The organism is Aquimarina discodermiae (assembly GCF_040786235.1).
Lineage (GTDB): Bacteria > Bacteroidota > Bacteroidia > Flavobacteriales > Flavobacteriaceae > Aquimarina.
In genome coordinates this window covers 84,152-101,046 of the sequence record NZ_JBFMKP010000011.1, presented here as the reverse complement: position 1 = coordinate 101,046, position 16,895 = coordinate 84,152, and the positions used below count along the sequence as shown (strand labels likewise).

Genomic DNA, 16,895 nt, shown 5'->3' with positions numbered 1-16,895 from the left:
TTAAATGGTTTTAAGAAAATATTCGATGGTATCTAAAATTACTATAAATTTTGGATATAACGAGGGATTATTCTCTTTCAATCCCTGCTCAAAATCTGCGGTTGTTTGATAGCCTGTCTCCATACCAAACATTCCTATTTTATGTTTTAGTTTGTGAACGTTCTCTGCTGCTTGGCCAAAAATTTTGTTATCATAATTTTGCAAAAACTCTTTTTTTTCTTCTAAGAACTCACGTTTTGCAATGTCTATAATTTTTTGCTCAAAAGATTGAGAACCATCGGCTAGCTCTTTTATGTACGTTAAATTGGGGGTTTCTGACATGGTTATTGTTTTTTTAATGTAAAATAAAATGTTGTTCCAATATGCTCTTCAGACTCAACCCATATTTTACCATTATACAAGTCAACTATCTTTTTTACAATCGATAATCCTATTCCTGTAGACTCGATGGTTTGATCTAAAGTCTGAAAAATCTGAAAAATTTTCTCATGGTATTTTTTGGGGATTCCGGGTCCATTATCCTCTATAGAAAACAACCAAAATTGCTGATCATCTTCACAAGAAATTTTCACAATCCCTTTTTCCTTATCATTATATTTTACTGCGTTACTAATTAAATTTTGAAATAATTGTTGCAATCTAAACTTATCACCTTTGATTGTAGGTAATGAAGAGGTTATGTTTACTTTAATGTGATTAGGTATGTGTATTACATCTATTATGTCGGTAACAACTTCTTGAAGCGTTATTGTGTTTTTTGATTCTTCGGTTTGCCCAATGCTAGAATATTTTAGAATCCCTACGATAAGGTGATCCATTTTATCAACTTTTTTAAGTAGCATATTTAAAGAATCATTAGCGTTTTCATCAAGTACATCTGCATAATCTTCTTTTAACCACGTAATCAAAGCATTCATACTGCGCAAAGGAGATTTTAAATCGTGAGAAACGATATGCGCATAATCATTAAGTTCTTTATTACTTTTTTCGAGATTTTTCACCAAAATATCTCGTTGCTTTTCAGATTCTAATTGTTCTGTTATATCTTCGATCAATGCCACTTGATAATTGATGTTTCCATCTGTGTTTCTTACTGCAGCGACATTGGTTTTGGCCCAAAAAAAGCCGCCATCTTTCTTTAAATATCTTTTATTAACACTAAACTTATTGACCTGTCCTACATTTAATTTTTCCAAAAAATCTGCTGATTTTGCATACTCTTCTTTTAAAGAGATGTCCTTTACTTCCAGATTAAGTAATTCTTCTTTGTTATACCCTAATAGATTTTGAAAAGCTTTATTGGTTTGGATTATTTTTCCGAATTGTGTTAACACGATTCCAAGCGACGAGTTTTCTACAATTACAGAAAGTTGTGCTTTTTGCTCTTCAAAAATTTGTTGTTGTTTTAATTGTTCTGTGATATCTCTAACAATACCTTGAGCCCCAATAATTTTTTCATTTTTATCTTTAATTATACTCGCATTGATATGAACCGAACGTATTCCATTATGTTTGGTATAAACACGAGCCTTATAATCTGTAAAAGAGCCTTTGGTGATTAGTTGCTGAAAAGAAACCATAGCATATTGGTAATCCTCTTTATAGATTAGTTTTACGACATTTAGTTTTTCTTCAGAAATGTTATAACCAAACAATTCTACAGCTGCATGATTCATTTCTATTACATTACCGGCAATATCCATCAAAACATAGGCATCTACAAGATTATCAAAAACTCCTTGAAGCTCTGTTTTTTTTACATCGACTAAGTCCTTAAGCTTTTCATTGGCAGTTTTTAGTTCTTGAGTGATATCATATAATTCTTTTGATTTTTCTTCAAGAATTTTTTCTGCTTGTTTTCGGGCATTTTTTTGTCTCTGTAATGCTCTTTTTAATATTTCAATATTTTCATTATTCATTGGTTTTGACAATGCTAAATTTTACTTCGGTTCCGTCTGAGGCTAATTTTTCGTAAGAAATACTGGCTGTAGTATCAAAATGTTCAAACGTTTTACGCATTAACCCTAGTCCAAAGCTATACATAGCTCTACTAGATTTATAAATCATTACTAGTTTTTGGTCAGATTTTTCGATGATTTCGAAGGTAGGTAACTCGGCTTCCGGATATATTTTTTGTACTTCTACATGGATATGATTTTCTATAGAAGATAGTAGCTCAATAGGATCTTTGTATTTTTCGATTAGATCAGGATAACTGTTGGCCAGCACACTAAAAAAATGCTCTGCATAAGTCAAAAGCAAATCATCAATACTTAATCCGCTATGTTGGCTAAGATGTTTTAATAAACTTAACATTTCCGAAAAATCATACGTTCCGATAGCAGTATAAATACCTTTAGAGGGTAGGTTGGATTGTTCGATAATGGTATCAACCATTTCGAGTCCAAACTTGTCTTCGACTAGTTCCAAAAATTCTGTAAATACAATTCCTTTCATATATAATAAATGAGTTGGTTACTTGCTTATTAGTTCGTTAACACTCCAGTAATCGATCAAGCATTTAATTTTATGTGCATAATCTTCATACTTTAACGGTTTTACGATATACCCAGCAATCCCCGTTTCATAACATTCTTTAAGATCGTTATGATTATTTGAAGTACTAAGTATAATTGCAGGGGTATATTTTAATCTAGGATCTGATTTTAAAATTTTTAAAAACTCAAGTCCATTCATTTTGGGCATATTGAGATCTAAAAAAATTACATCAGGACATTCTTCCTTACATTCTAAAATGTGTAACGCTTCTTCGCCATTTTTGGCTTTGATTAATTTATGGGGGTATTTATTTTTTTTAAAAACCCGCTCAAATTTTAATCTTTCAATTTCGTCATCTTCGATTAATAAAAAAGTTAGTGTCATAGCTACTTTTCAAGTTTAAGTTAAAATATTTTTTTGAATCATGCTAAAGATGCCTCTTTTAATTGTCGAATTAAGGTGTTTTTCGTCTAAAATGACTTTTAGTGTAGTTGAATGGTAGTTTTATATCGATGAGTGGAACCTTAAAAAAAAGAGTGTTTTTAAGGTAGTAAATAAGTTGCCAAAAAGCGACAAGAGTTTATCGTTTGTGTAATTAAAATTGATATGTATATTAATGTATTTATAGGCGGCGACGACAGATGTTATCCTCATTTATTTTGTTTTGTTGAGTAAGGATAAAAGCTACTCATACAGTAAAACTTACATTTTATACAATCAGACCTACCATTTATACATTGTAAGAAATTAAATGCATGCATCATCTGTATCTTTACATGAAATTAATGAGATGTAGTTAGACTATTTAATCGGGCATCAAGTGGTTTAGTTGTTATTGATCAAAAATTTGGCTGCATCTCTACTTTTGTTTATTTGATGATATAGTAAGGTATTGATGGTGTTTAGTTAGTGAGACACTAAAAAAAGAGGCTTTCTTATGTGCTAAGAAGCCTCTTTTTATTTAGAATATTATTTTATGTAATTTCTTAAGAATATAAAGAACCAATATTACAAGAGAATGGATTTATTTCAAATCACCTTAAGCAAATAGTCTATATCGGTTTTATCGGTGGAGTCTATCTAAAATTTCCATTACTTCGTTCTTTTTTCTCACCGATACAGGAATATTTTCCCCATTTTTTAGCATTAAATAGCCTCCATCTGTTTTAATAAATGCGCTAATACATTGTAAGTTAACCAAATGACTTTGATGCACTCTTAAAAACTGATAGTTTTTAAGCATATCGGCAAAATACTTTAATGTTTTGGTTACAAAAATTTTTTGTCCATCTTTAAGATGAAATGCGGTATTGTTATTATCAGATTCGCAACGAATAATGTCATCCAAATTCACAATGATGATTTTGTCTAAAGTATGTAATGATATTTTATCGGGCTTTTGTTCTGGGGCAGACAAGGTTTCCTTTAAGATTGTTAAACGTTCTTTGTTGGGTTGTATTTGTTCTTTTGCTTTTGCCACTGCCTGAGCTAGCTCTTCATTAGAATAAGGTTTAAGAACATAATCTATTGCGGCAAACTTGAAAGCTCTAATAGCATATTCATCGCTGGCTGTTACAAAAATTATTTTTGACTTTAAATCAGGAAATATTTCGAGAATGTCGAATCCCGTACCGTCTCCCAACATAATATCAAGAAAAAGAATATCGGGCTGCGTAGTTCGCAATGCTTTTGCTGCTTCGACAACACTTTGGGCAGTATCGACTACTTTTATTTCTGGATGATTGGTCGTTAGAGTACTTTTTAGAAGATGCAATGCATCTGGCATGTCTTCTACAATAATTGCTGTTAACATAATTTTTTCTAATAGTCGGTTTCTAATGGTATTTTGAATGCGATTTCTGTTCCTGCAATAGAATTTCCATCTACAATTTCCTTAATATCTAATGAGTCTTTTCCAGAAATGGATTCAAGACGTTCTCTGGTAACGGTTAGGGCCATAGATTGGTGATCAGTTTTTGCTTTATTCTTTTGAGATTGAAAAATACCCAATCCGTTGTCTAAAATAGTACAATGTAAAAACTCTTCGGTAGTATGAAACTGTATTTTTAATTCTCCTTGGCGACTTCCTTTCAAAATACCATGCCTTACAGCATTTTCTACAAATGGCTGAATAAGCATTGGTGGAATCAAAATCTCCTCGGGATCCAGATCAGAATCTATAGAAATGGCATAGGTAAAAGATTTACTAGCCATTAACTGTTCTATTTCTACATAATGTTTTAGGGTTTGTATTTCCTGATCCAGGGTAATGGTATCTTTTCTAGAGTTATATAAGGTTTCTCGTAATAATGTTGCAAATGTATTGATGGTAGAATTCATACGATTAGGGTTATGAGTTCCCATTGCCTTAATGCCATTAAGTACGTTAAAAATAAAATGAGGGTTCATTTGTAGACGTAATGCCTTTTGTTCTAAAGAAAGCAAATGGTTTTGCATTTGTAAACGTTCTCGTTCTTCTTTGTTTTTTTGCTTTACTCTTCTAATGTAAGATAATCCATATCCTGCAATGATAAGGACTGTTAATACCAATATAGCAATTTGAAACCAAGCCTTTTTATAGATAGGACTATCTATAAAAAAATGAAAAGTGATGGGGTCACTTTCTTCCCACCGATAATTTCTTGATTGGGCAGAAAAAGAATGATTCCCGTAGGCTAATCCTGCCAGATTTTGTTTGTCATCAGACGACCATGGACTCCATTCAGAATTATTCAGCTTCCAACGATATGCAACATCATTAGGGTGGTCTAAATCTATTGTTTTGTAACTAAATGATAATTCGGTTTGATCAGGTTCGAGTTTTAAAACTTCATTGTAGTTTTTACCAACATTTAGATTTATAGAATCGACACTTTGGTAGGCGACTTCTATATCTTCAAAATATAAACTCGGTTTTATGGTTGTTTTTGTGGTTTCTGTAGGTTCATATTTAGTAAGACCATAGATAGCTCCAAACCATAAATTACCTATGGCATCTTTTGTGATTGCGTTGAGGTAGGTTTCAATTCCTAAAAAGCCATCATTTCGACCAAAATGAAAAACGTCCACGATTTCTTGTGTTTGATTTAGTTCGATTCTATCTACTCCTCGTTCACTACCTATCCATAAATTATCTTTATCATCAAATATCATTTGGTAGATATTATCAGAATACGGGCGTTTACGACCTTTTAGTTTTTTAAAAGAAATATCATTATCCAAAGATGACCACCATACTCCTCGACCAGCAGTACCTATGTATAGAATGTTTTTGTGAAAGAGTAAAGTACTTATCGCTGTTTTTTGTTTTAATACATTTCCTAAATGAGTTACCTTGTTTTTATGAATATATCCCATATGTCCATTCTGGGTAACATACCAAATCTTACCTTTAGGGCCTTGTTTCATGTCTTTGATCTGCAAGTCGGTAAGGCCATCTTTTATTGTGAATTTTTTTAATGATTTAATACGTTTTCTTTTCGAATTGTAAGTAAATCGACATATACCTGCAGAGTAAGATGCTACCCAAATGGTATTGTCAATCACTTTTATAGATCGTATCCAATCAGAGGGGAGTCCTTTATTATTATTGATTATATGATTTTGATAAACTGTTTTTGTAATCGTATCTATAGGAATTAATTCGATATCCTTTTTCTTGGTATAATTGGTATCCATTATGATACTATCTACTTGTCTTCTTTCTTTAAAAAGTATTCCTTTACCATCTGTACCTGCCCAAATATTACCATAATAATCACTGGTAATGGTTTTTATTTTTACTTCAGATAAACGTTCCTCCTGAGGGATGTGATGAACCCCTAGAGAATCTATTTTAACAAGTCCTGCATCAGAATTGGAGGCCCAGATATCATTGTTTGAAGAATGTACCGCATAAACACGATTGTTTTTTAAACCCGAATTTTGATCATAATGGATAAAATTGTTCTGAAAGTACTTATAAAAACCGCCTCCAGAAGTAGCAATCCAAATGTTTGATTGACGATCTAAGATACTTTTTCTAATATGAGAAATAGCCAAACCATTCTTTCTATTGATTCTCTTTTTTAAAGTTTCCTTCTCGGTATCTATTATGATAACACCATCATTATCTGTGGCCACCCATAACTCATTGTCATTATGAATGGACATGTTTGTAGTTCTAATCGATTTTTGAACCCAGTTATTTCCATAGGTTTTGGCCTTTGTGGTCAAAACCAATATACCTCTGTTAAAAGCGGCTGCAAACACTTTGTCATTATAAAAAACTGCTGCCGAATAGTTATAAGGACTATGTCTTGTGATAATACTTGCATCTTGGGAAATATCATTTAATTTCCACAATCCTCTGTTGGTTGCAATCCAATACAATCTGCCATCAAAAACGATATCATTAATGATACTTGTGTTGATTTTTGTATTTAGGTTAATTTTAACGAGTCCTTTATTCTTTTGATATTTATAGATGCCGATATTGGTAGCCAGATATATTTTATCAGCGATACGACATATTTTATTGATACGTGGTCCATCCAGATTTGTGAATTTTTCTTTTACCTTAATACTAAGTCCACTTTTGGTTCCTATAAAAAGACTGTCATTTACAAAAGCAAGCGAATGGATGTAATTTGATTGTAAGCCATCATTTTCATTCCATATTTTAAACATGTCACCATTAAACCGGCACAATCCACCTCCTTGAGTACCTAACCATAAATACCCAATTTTATCCTGTATTATGTCATATACTTGAGATTGAGGAAGTCCATCCTCCAGAGTGTATGCTCTTAGTTGTTTGTTTTGTGCTAGCAAGGTTTCGACAAATGTCAATAACAAAAATATAGCAACATAAATTCTATAGTTTGGATTCACAAAAGAAAAATCTGGTTAAAGACAAATATAATCAAAACTGATTTTTTTGTCGGTTAATATTCTCTTTAAAGTAAAAAAACCGACTCTGCCGGTTAAAGCAGGTCGGTATAATAAACAAAAACTTCCCCCTTTTGTTTATTAATTGAGTTAGAGTTAGTCTGTTATTGAGTGTAATTTGTATAGTTGAATTAGTGTTATGATTAATACCCCGCTGTAATGGCAGTTGTTTTTTTAGACTCTTCTATAGAGCCATTGTTCCATGCAAAACTTTGTTTTAGGTTTACATATTTTACAGCAGTAGTAGTTGTTTGATAAAATGTTTGTGTTTCGAGAATATTGTCATCAATACCGTATTCTTGATTTGGAAATATATATTGATAATCTGTATCAGAATTTTCGCAATAAACATTACTAATTTCTGGAAGCGTAGTAATAGAATTGTCATCTTTTACCATATAATAATAAGCGTCTACATGAGCACAGCAGCCAAGGTACTCTACCTCCATCTTGATCACCTTAGAGATCCCTTCTAATCCAGGGTTCTCTAAGGTGGTTATGAAGATGTCCTCAAAAAGTTCGATGTCTGTAATAGTTAAGGTTGCGATTTTATCATTGGTTTTTTCTTCAGCACGAATCAGGTTAACAACATATGAGGGGCGTTCTTTTCCCTGATTCATAATTTCTTTGGTATACGTATACTCTTGGGACTCAGAAAAAATCTGTTGAGCATTAATACTCTGAAAGCTTTGAAATAAAATGATAATGATAACTATATTTTTCATAACAGCCTGTTTTGAGGTTAGCTATTTGATGTAAAAGTAGGTTCTTATAGTTTTCTGTGACGGGAGCTTTTAGTATTCGTGTTGATCAAAATAGAATTCGTTTTTATTGATTGATTGGGTATACGAGGTATACTTTCTGCCCCTAGTGAAAGGTTAATTTTGTATCTTCACCATAATGATCTACACTTTGTTGATTATTAGGTGTGTTACCTGTTTTTGGGGATGTTTAAGGATTTTTTGCCGCTATTAACATATTTTTTTTACTAGCAACCAGCGTAAAAAATAATGGTCATTACTTATATGAATTTAGAAAGTAATAAAGAAAATATTAAATCATGAAAGTTATTCGTTATCGATCAAGAGGGCGGGATGTGCATTATCTTGAAGAAATATTAACCAAGTTAGGATACCAGGTGTATGTTTCTAATTTTTTTGGAAAAGATACTCATAGAGCTGTAATAGATTTTCAGAAGAAAAATGATTTGGTTGTTGATGGTATTGTAGGGCTTAAAACGTGGTCAAAACTTATCGAGGCAAAAAAGGACCTGACCATATATAATGATAAATTATTATCAGAACAGGATGTTAAAGATTTTGCTAATGAGTTGGGGCTAGAGTTAGCTATGGTCAAAGCAGTAAATGAGATAGAAAGTAGTGGCCGAGGTTTTTTGGTTTGCGGTCGACCAAGAATATTGTTCGAAGGACATGTGTTTTGGAAACAACTGAAAAAAAGAGGAGTATCACCAGAGCAGTTTGTTTCAGAACATAATAAGGATGTTTTATATAAAAAATGGACTAAAATTCATTATAAGGGTGGTCCAAGAGAATATGATCGTCTTGAAAAAGCCGATGGTATTTCTACAGATCCAGCTTTTCACGATGCAGCCTATAGCTCTGCTTCATGGGGGTCTTTTCAAATAATGGGATATCATTATGCTTCATTAGGCTATGACTCTATTGATCATTTTGTTTCAAAAATGAATAGTCATGAACGAGAGCATCTAAAAGCTTTTGGGAAGTTTGTTTCAGTTACTTCTTTCAAAGGGAAAAAACTACTCGATTGGATCAAAGAAAAAAAATGGGCAAAATTTGCAGAAGGTTATAACGGCCCTGGATATAAAAAGAATAAGTACGATACTAAGTTAAAAAAAGCATATGATAGGTATCGTATAGACGATTAATTAAGAAATCAAACAGATATTGTAAACACATAAAAAACTTTATATAGTGTTTTTTATGTGTTTACCTTATTTATGTATGTGAGTTATTTTATTGTTTTACCAATGAATAAAACGCTTTCGAGTCTCCGTTAAAAAGATCATAATCTACATCACCATTTACTCCTTTTAGTTTTTTAAGATCTGTTCGTTGCCAAAATGTCCAACCTGTTTTTTTCCATGTGTAAGGAAGGTAAAGTGTTTTTTGAGTATATTCTGCTATCCATAGTTTATACTTCGCAAATTTTGGATTGTTTAAGTATTCATTGCCAAAATTAGCGCTACAATATATAATAGGAGCAACCCCTAGTTTTTTTTCTACATAATGTAACCAATGTAATGTGTTTTTTTGATATCGTTCTTTGGTAATAGTTGTTTTTATACCTCCTTGCTCAAGATCCAATACAGGAGGTAGATCACCGATTTCAATTTGTTTAACAGCAGATACAAAATTTTGTGCTTGTGTTATTGGGTTAATTCCTGTTTCGTAAAAATGATAAGCTCCCCGATAAATACCATGTTTTTTTGCTAATGATCTATTTGTAGTAAATCTTGGGTCTTTAAAAGTATTTCCTTCAGAAGCTTTGATGTATACATAGCTTATTCCATTTTCCTTAATCTCATCCCAATTAATAGCTCCTTGAAAATGTGAAATATCAATACCTTGAATCGGAGATTTTAAGGGTGGCCTATTAATTGATTTTGAACTAGAAATAGTATCAGATTTTGTAGTAATCGCAGTTATAGAATCTGTTTTAGGATGGATGGTGTTTTCTGAAGTTTTTCTGTCTGCTTTACACGAAAAAAGAAAGGTCGAAAGTAAAACAAAGTAGAGTATTATTTTTTTCATGATAATGATTTAAAAAGTTGTTTTAATGCTTTGGGTAATCGAATTTATGAAATTTTGTATCGAATAAATATTACAGCATATTACAGTGATGTAAAATATGATGTTCTGATATAAGAAACTTTGAATAAGTTTGTAAATGCATGAATTGAGATCTTTATAAGGTTACTACACAAAAGGTAATTAAAACCCTTTTCTTTTCCTTTAAGAAAATCGAGTTCTTAACCTTAATTTTACAATTAATCAAGACTATCGTAAGTATTTCTTAAACTTTAGTTATTTACAAATAGTAAAAAATAAAAGACTTTTGGTTCAAAAAGTTTACTAATTGTAATTATCTAATACAAAAATGAAAAATCAAATACTTTGGTTGTTTTTTTTACTGATGCTTGTTACATCGGTCATTACAGCACAGAATAATATCATAAACGGAAAAGTGGTTGATGGGGATTTTCCACTTCCGGGAGCAACAGTGGCGTTGTCAGAAAATAAAATAGGTACGATTACTGATTTTGATGGTAATTTTATTCTTAGTAATATTTCATCAGGAAATTACAACCTTGTAATAAGTTATATAGGATACGAATCTTATACCACACAAGTATCTATTAAAGAAGGAGAAACAATTGCCTTAGGAAATTTAAGTTTAAAGCCTAGCTCGACCAGCTTAGAAGAAGTAGTTCTTCAATCATCACCAAGAAGACTAAGTGAGGCAAAAGCTTTAAATATCCAAAAAAACTCATTAAAAATTATGAATGTAATTGCTGCAGACGGTATTGGTAAATTACCAGATCGAAATGCAGCCGAAGCTGTACAACGTATTCCTGGTGTTTCTATAGAAAGGGATCAGTCAGAAGGTCGTTTTGTGGCGGTTAGAGGATTGCCGAGTGAATGGAATTCTACAACCATCAACGGGAATAGAATCCCAACAGCAGAAGAGGAAACCTCGAGTAGAGCTGTGGCTTTTGACTTTTTCCCTACAGAAATGATCGGTTATGTACAAGTTGCTAAGGCGTTGACACCAGATCAGGAAGGAGATGCGATAGGAGGTAGCGTTAATTTTATTACCAAAACTGCCCCTACCAAATTTACACTTGATGGTACATTGGCAATGGGATATAATGAAAAATCTGATAAAGGAGTCTATAGTGGTTCTGTAACCTTTGGAGATAAATCTAAAAGTGGGAAAACAGGATTTCTTATTAATTTTTCACAATGGAACAGAAACTGGGCAACAGACAATTTTGAAGCCCGAAGAAAAGGAGATGAAGGAGTATTTCGATTAGAATTAAGAGATTATACAGGAGAACGACAAACAACAGGTCTTAACGGAGCTTTTGAATTTAATCCTTCAGAAAAAGATAGGTTATACATTAAGGGAAATTACGGGACATTATCAGATACTGAGTTGCACTACAAGCATCGTGTTAGATTTGATAAGTATAAAGGTTTTGATGATGCTACTAACAGAACAGGTCGCGTTGAGTTACAAAATATATATAATGAGTTGATTACCGAGTTTATCGGAGTAGAACTAGGAGGTAAGCATACAAGTTCTAAAGGAAATTTGGATTGGAGCGTTACTTCATACCGTAATGAATTTAAATATGGTAACATCCCTAACCAAAAGGATAAGAGTTATTTTTTAATCAAGTTTAAACAAGATGGAATCGGTTTTAATCCATCATATCTGGAAGATAGAGGAAATGGTCCTCGTGTATATTGGAACTCTGATGGAGGAACTCTAAATGCATCTGATCCAAACAACTTATTTGGATTCTTTACAGACCCTAATTTTCAGGTAGATCCTTCTCAGCTGTCATTTAGTGACCTTGAATTGTATAAAATTAGTATTGTCGAAAGAGATAATATAGTAGCATCACTTAACTACGAGTATGATGTTAATACTGATTTCTCTCTAAAAGTAGGAGGTAAGTTTAGAGACAAAGATAGAAGAGCAATTTTTTCTGATGAATTTTATGGTTGGAATGGAAGTGGTGCTGCTCCTGTACTAGGAGATTTGACTAGTCAAACCATTGAGCAACCAGGAAGAACAGAGTTTTTAAGCGAATTAGATACTAATATAGGAAATAGTTTTAGCAGTCAGGTGCTTTCTCCAGAGGGAATGGTTTCATTTTATAACACTCATTTTGATAATAACCTTACCTTATTAGAAGGAGACTCTGAAATTGTTGCAAATGGAGGGGGATTAGGAAGAAATTTTGATGTTGATGAAACACATGCTTCTGGATATGCAATGGGAACGTATAAAATCTCTGATCAGGTTACTGTATTAGGAGGGGTAAGAGCAACCAACACGAATACTGTGGTAAATGGATATCGTTTTGATATTACAGAACAAAATCCTGATGGGGTGTTAAGCGAGGTAGAAGAAAAAAAGAATTATTGGTCTATTCTACCTATGTTTCACCTTAAATATACCCCAAATGATAGAACAAACGTTCGATTTGCAGCTACCAGAACATTTACCAGACCCGATTTTGGACATCTGGCACCAGGAGGAACCTTTTTAGAATTTGATAACGAGTATAAAGGAGGTAACTCTCAAGTTGACCCAACCTATGCTATCAACTTAGATGTTTTAGGAGAATATTACTTTGATAACGTGGGGATTATTTCTGGAGGTGTATTTTATAAAAGTATAACCGATCCTATCTTTAAAAGTACCAATCAAGGTGAGATTAATGGGATTTCTGGAGTAGAAATATCAATACCAAGAAATGGAGATAACGCATGGTTGTTAGGAGCAGAAATAGGTGGAAACAAAAAATTTGATTTCCTACCAGGTTTCTTAAGCGGATTTGGAGTTCAGGCAAACTATACCTATACAAAGTCAGAGTTTACTATCCCAGGTAGAGATGAGAAAACGCGCTTACCAAGACAAGCAGATCATTTGATTAATGCACAGTTGTATTATGAAAAAGCTGGTTTCAATATCAGAGCTGCCTACAACTTCAAGGGCGAGTATATAACAGATTATGGGTCTACAGGTCTTGATAGAGATGATATTTACTACGGAGATTATTCGACATTAGATGCAAATGCCTCATTTAAGATTAATAAACACTTTACCATTTTTGCAGAAGTGAACAATTTGCTTAACGAATCGCTTGAGTATTATTATGGAGATAAAACCCGTCCTAAGCAAGTAGAGTATTACGGAGTGAGAGGACAAGCAGGGATTAGATGGAGCCTATAATGTGCTCAAGAACCTTATGAGAATGAACACTACGATTGTAGCTAAATAAAACCAAAAAAATCGGGTTGGTGTTATACGATACCAACCTGATGTTGTTTACCAATTATGCCAGTTAAAACCTCTAAATTACTCTTTTTATTACATGCTTCTATAGCTTCTTTCGGAGCCTATTTTTGTATGTATGCTTTTAGAAAACCTTTTACTGTAGCTACTTTCGAGGAACTTCAGGTTTTAGGTGTTGACTATAAAATCCTTTTGATTATTTCGCAGGTATTGGGGTATGTATTATCCAAGTTTATAGGGATCAAAGTAATTTCAGAATTAAAAACTGATAAACGTACATTGTACTTATTATTACTTATACTATTGTCTGAAGCAGCATTAATTATGTTTGCGATCATACCACAGCCTTATAATGTGATTTTTATGTTCCTAAATGGGTTACCCTTGGGTATGATTTGGGGAATAGTATTTTCTTATCTGGAAGGAAGAAAACTAACAGAAATATTAGGAGTAATACTATGTGCCAGTTTTATTGTTTCTAGCGGAATGGTAAAATCTGTAGGTCTCTTTGTAATGGATTTTTGGAATGTTTCTCAGTTTTGGATGCCTGCAGTAACAGGGGCGTTGTTTATTTTGCCATTGTGTTTTTGTACTTGGCTATTAGAGAAAATACCATTGCCAACAGATGAAGATAAGTTACTTAGAACCGAAAGAGTACCAATGTCAAAAGCAGATAGGAAGCAATTGTTACAAACCTTTTTGTTCCCTATTTCGGCTATTGTAGTGTTTTATATGATACTATCTGCTTTTAGAGATTTTAGAGATAATTTTGCTAGAGAACTATGGGATGCTATAGGATATCAAGGGGATATATCTGTGTATACCACTTCCGAAACCATTATTGCTATTGTAGTTCTTTTGGTTTTAGGAGGTACCTTTTACATTAAAGATAATGCCAAAGCATTGTTAACCTATCATATTTTAATCATTATAGGGATTTTAAGTATTGGGATATCAACACTTTTGTTTCAATTACAAATCCTGGGACCTTTTTTATGGATGGTCGTTTGTGGATTTGGATTGTATATGTGTTATGTGCCCTTCAATTGCTTGTTTTTTGATCGGTTTATAGCAATGTTTAAAATTAGAGGAAACGCCGGTTTCCTAATTTATGTTGCAGATGCTTTTGGGTATCTGGGTAGCATTACTGCTCTATTATATAAAAACTTTGGTCAGGCAAATTTAACATGGTTAGACTTTTTTGTATACGGAGCATACTTTATAACACTCATAGGAGTATTAATAATTTTTGGGTCTTTGTTTTATTTTAAAAAAGCAAATAACAGAACTCAACAAAAAATAATAGAAACAGAATTGCATTATGAAAAAATATGATCTTATTGTTATTGGTGGGGGAGTATTAGGTACATTTCATGCATATCATGGCTTGAAAAACGGATTAAAGGTAGCTTTGCTCGAAAAAAATAAAATGCCTCAGGGAGCAACCACACAAAACTTTGGGCAAGTGGTACCATCTGGCATGAATACAAAATGGCAAGCATATGGCCGGGAGAGTTTAAAAATATATAAAGAGATACAGGAACAATTTGATATAACTGCGCGTCAGAATGGATCTGTATATCTTGCTTCTAATCAAGAAGAATTACAATTGATAGAAGAATTACATGAAATTAATACTAAAAATGAGTACGCTTCTAGATTATTGACCAAAAATGAGTGCCTAAATAAATATCCTGGATTAAGGCCAGAATATACATCAGCAGGGTTGTTTTTTCCAGAAGAAATCACTGTAGAGGCAATACAAATGATCCATAGGTTACAAAGTTATATGGTATCGCAAATGGGGTTAAGTTATTTCACAAACCAACATATGTTATCCTGTGAAGAGACAACCAATGGTGTAAAGGCACAATCTGCAAGCGGAAAAATTTTTGAAGCAAATAAAGTAATTGTATGTAATGGTAGTGAGTTTAAAAGTTTATTTCCAGAATTTTTTAAAACAAGTGACTTAGAGGTTGCCAAACTTCAAATGTTACAGACAAAATCACAACATAATTATGAGCTTCCAGGAAATATATTGACAGGGTGGTCTATTAGACGATATGAAGCTTTTTCAGAATGCCCTTCTTTCTTAGAAATCAAAGCCAAAGAAGAAAGAGATTCTCTTCAGAAAAAATGGGGAGTACATATATTATTTAAGCAATCACCAGACGGATCTGTTATCATAGGAGATTCTCATGAATATGCCGATGTGCAAAATATAGAAGACTTAGGATATCGATTAAATATGGACATTGATAATTTTATGATTCATGAAGCACAAAAAATTATTAATCTGCCTACTTATGATATCCAAAATAGATGGTTTGGAATGTATTCACAGTGTAAGACGAGTGATATATTTCAAGAAAATATAAGTCCTAATATCCATGTTGTAACGGGTATTGGAGGTAAAGGAATGACAGGAAGTGCAGGATTTGCAAAAGAAAATATGACAAGAATTTTTAATTATGAGTATAAATAAAAAAATAGAGCTTGCCGTTTTTGATATGGCAGGTACCACGGTAAACGAAGATAATGTAGTCTATAAAACCGTGAGACAAGTGATAAATGAAGAGGGATTTAACGTAACCCTTGATGAGGTTCTTGAGCATGGAGCAGGTAAGGAAAAATACCAGGCTATAATTGATATATTAACCCATGTCACAGATTGTAAAAACCCAGAAGAGATTGCAAAAAAAGCGTTTGTAAATTTCAAGCCGATGTTAGAAAGGGTGTATAAAGAACAAAATATAGCTCCTTTTGATCATGTGCATGATGTGTTTAAGCAATTAAGAAAGAATAAAGTGTATGTAGTGCTTAATACAGGGTATGATTCGAATATTGCAAATCAATTAATCTCGAAATTAAAATGGGAGAAAGGTGTGGATTATGATGCTCTACTAACTGCTGATGATGTAATAGAGGGTCGGCCTCATAAAGAGATGATTTGCAAAGCAATGCAAATGTTTGATATAGAAGATGCCTCAAAAGTTATGAAAATAGGGGATTCTGCCATCGATATAGAAGAAGGGAAGAATGCAAGTTGCGGCCTCACTATTGGTGTGCTAACAGGTGCGCAAACCAGAGAACAAATCGAGAAACAAAATCCAGATTATATTCTGGATGATTTGTCCATGCTCACGCAGATTGTTTTTTAATTTTTAATTGTTTTTATAAATCTCGTGAAACCCATCAAGGCTTTTTCTTGATGGGTTTCTAGTTTTAAGCTGGATACAATAAACAAAATGCTCGGTATTCGTCGCCTATTAATAATAGTACCTGTCCCTATTAAAATGAATAAGCATAGTTGGGAGAATCTATTTTTCGAATAGGTAAATACACCGAAAATATGAGTAAATACTAATTTACTGGTACCAACTCAAATCGATTAT

13 protein-coding genes are annotated in these 16,895 nt (G+C 32.8%); 5 read left to right on the top strand and 8 right to left on the bottom strand.

Annotation, left to right across the window (positions count from 1 at the left end):
* From ABW636_RS08855 to ABW636_RS08825, 7 genes are all read right to left on the bottom strand, one after another.
* On the bottom strand, nt 1–321 hold the full coding sequence (locus tag ABW636_RS08855) for an Hpt domain-containing protein (protein ID WP_367589614.1): 321 nt from the start codon (nt 319–321) through the stop codon (nt 1–3).
* A gap of 2 nt (nt 322–323) precedes the next feature.
* On the bottom strand, nt 324–1,919 hold the full coding sequence (locus ABW636_RS08850; protein ID WP_367589613.1) for a PAS domain-containing sensor histidine kinase: 1,596 nt from the start codon (nt 1,917–1,919) through the stop codon (nt 324–326).
* Nucleotides 1,912–2,457, bottom strand: coding sequence for a heme NO-binding domain-containing protein (locus ABW636_RS08845; RefSeq protein WP_367589612.1), 546 nt, complete (start codon nt 2,455–2,457; stop codon nt 1,912–1,914). The genes ABW636_RS08850 and ABW636_RS08845 overlap by 8 nt, the downstream gene beginning before the upstream one ends.
* Nucleotides 2,458–2,475: 18 nt before the next feature.
* Nucleotides 2,476–2,883, bottom strand: a complete 408-nt coding sequence (locus ABW636_RS08840; RefSeq protein WP_367589611.1) for a response regulator — start codon at nt 2,881–2,883, stop codon at nt 2,476–2,478.
* A gap of 679 nt (nt 2,884–3,562) precedes the next feature.
* The gene (locus ABW636_RS08835; RefSeq protein ID WP_367589610.1) at nt 3,563–4,312 is read right to left on the bottom strand and encodes a LytR/AlgR family response regulator transcription factor; all 750 of its coding nucleotides are present in this window, start codon (nt 4,310–4,312) and stop codon (nt 3,563–3,565) included.
* 8 nt (nt 4,313–4,320) lie between these two features.
* Nucleotides 4,321–7,371 carry a sensor histidine kinase gene (locus ABW636_RS08830; protein WP_367589609.1) on the bottom strand — a complete coding sequence of 1,017 codons (3,051 nt, stop codon included), beginning with the start codon at nt 7,369–7,371 and terminating at the stop codon, nt 4,321–4,323.
* Between the two features lie 200 nt (nt 7,372–7,571).
* Nucleotides 7,572–8,153, bottom strand: coding sequence for a hypothetical protein (locus ABW636_RS08825; RefSeq protein WP_367589608.1), 582 nt, complete (start codon nt 8,151–8,153; stop codon nt 7,572–7,574).
* A gap of 335 nt (nt 8,154–8,488) precedes the next feature.
* On the opposite strand from ABW636_RS08825, the gene ABW636_RS08820 reads away from it, so the two are divergent.
* The gene (locus tag ABW636_RS08820; RefSeq protein ID WP_367589607.1) at nt 8,489–9,334 is read left to right on the top strand and encodes an N-acetylmuramidase domain-containing protein; all 846 of its coding nucleotides are present in this window, start codon (nt 8,489–8,491) and stop codon (nt 9,332–9,334) included.
* 88 nt (nt 9,335–9,422) lie between these two features.
* Here ABW636_RS08820 and ABW636_RS08815 read toward each other — a convergent pair whose 3' ends face one another.
* A complete protein-coding gene (locus ABW636_RS08815; protein WP_367589606.1) occupies nt 9,423–10,220 on the bottom strand; it encodes a glycoside hydrolase family 25 protein in 798 nt (265 codons plus the stop codon).
* A gap of 346 nt (nt 10,221–10,566) precedes the next feature.
* On the opposite strand from ABW636_RS08815, the gene ABW636_RS08810 reads away from it, so the two are divergent.
* From ABW636_RS08810 to ABW636_RS08795, 4 genes are all read left to right on the top strand, one after another.
* A complete protein-coding gene (locus ABW636_RS08810; RefSeq protein ID WP_367589605.1) occupies nt 10,567–13,437 on the top strand; it encodes a TonB-dependent receptor in 2,871 nt (956 codons plus the stop codon).
* Nucleotides 13,438–13,542: 105 nt separating this feature from the next.
* Nucleotides 13,543–14,835 carry a DUF5690 family protein gene (locus ABW636_RS08805; protein ID WP_367589604.1) on the top strand — a complete coding sequence of 431 codons (1,293 nt, stop codon included), beginning with the start codon at nt 13,543–13,545 and terminating at the stop codon, nt 14,833–14,835.
* A complete protein-coding gene (locus ABW636_RS08800; RefSeq protein ID WP_367589651.1) occupies nt 14,819–15,985 on the top strand; it encodes a TIGR03364 family FAD-dependent oxidoreductase in 1,167 nt (388 codons plus the stop codon). The genes ABW636_RS08805 and ABW636_RS08800 overlap by 17 nt, the downstream gene beginning before the upstream one ends.
* Nucleotides 15,972–16,661 (top strand): HAD-IA family hydrolase, encoded by a 690-nt coding sequence (locus ABW636_RS08795; RefSeq protein WP_367589603.1) that lies wholly within the window; start codon nt 15,972–15,974, stop codon nt 16,659–16,661. The genes ABW636_RS08800 and ABW636_RS08795 overlap by 14 nt, the downstream gene beginning before the upstream one ends.
* The last annotated feature ends 234 nt before the right edge of the window (nt 16,662–16,895 follow it).

Coding starts and splice junctions, on each gene's coding strand:
- ABW636_RS08840 (WP_367589611.1), bottom strand. CDS start 2,883: ATGACACTAACTTTTTTATTAATCGAAGATGACGAAATTGAAAGATTA.
- ABW636_RS08855 (WP_367589614.1), bottom strand. CDS start 321: ATGTCAGAAACCCCCAATTTAACGTACATAAAAGAGCTAGCCGATGGT.
- ABW636_RS08805 (WP_367589604.1), top strand. CDS start 13,543: ATGCCAGTTAAAACCTCTAAATTACTCTTTTTATTACATGCTTCTATA.
- ABW636_RS08850 (WP_367589613.1), bottom strand. CDS start 1,919: ATGAATAATGAAAATATTGAAATATTAAAAAGAGCATTACAGAGACAA.
- ABW636_RS08845 (WP_367589612.1), bottom strand. CDS start 2,457: ATGAAAGGAATTGTATTTACAGAATTTTTGGAACTAGTCGAAGACAAG.
- ABW636_RS08815 (WP_367589606.1), bottom strand. CDS start 10,220: ATGAAAAAAATAATACTCTACTTTGTTTTACTTTCGACCTTTCTTTTT.
- ABW636_RS08795 (WP_367589603.1), top strand. CDS start 15,972: ATGAGTATAAATAAAAAAATAGAGCTTGCCGTTTTTGATATGGCAGGT.
- ABW636_RS08825 (WP_367589608.1), bottom strand. CDS start 8,153: ATGAAAAATATAGTTATCATTATCATTTTATTTCAAAGCTTTCAGAGT.
- ABW636_RS08835 (WP_367589610.1), bottom strand. CDS start 4,312: ATGTTAACAGCAATTATTGTAGAAGACATGCCAGATGCATTGCATCTT.
- ABW636_RS08810 (WP_367589605.1), top strand. CDS start 10,567: ATGAAAAATCAAATACTTTGGTTGTTTTTTTTACTGATGCTTGTTACA.
- ABW636_RS08820 (WP_367589607.1), top strand. CDS start 8,489: ATGAAAGTTATTCGTTATCGATCAAGAGGGCGGGATGTGCATTATCTT.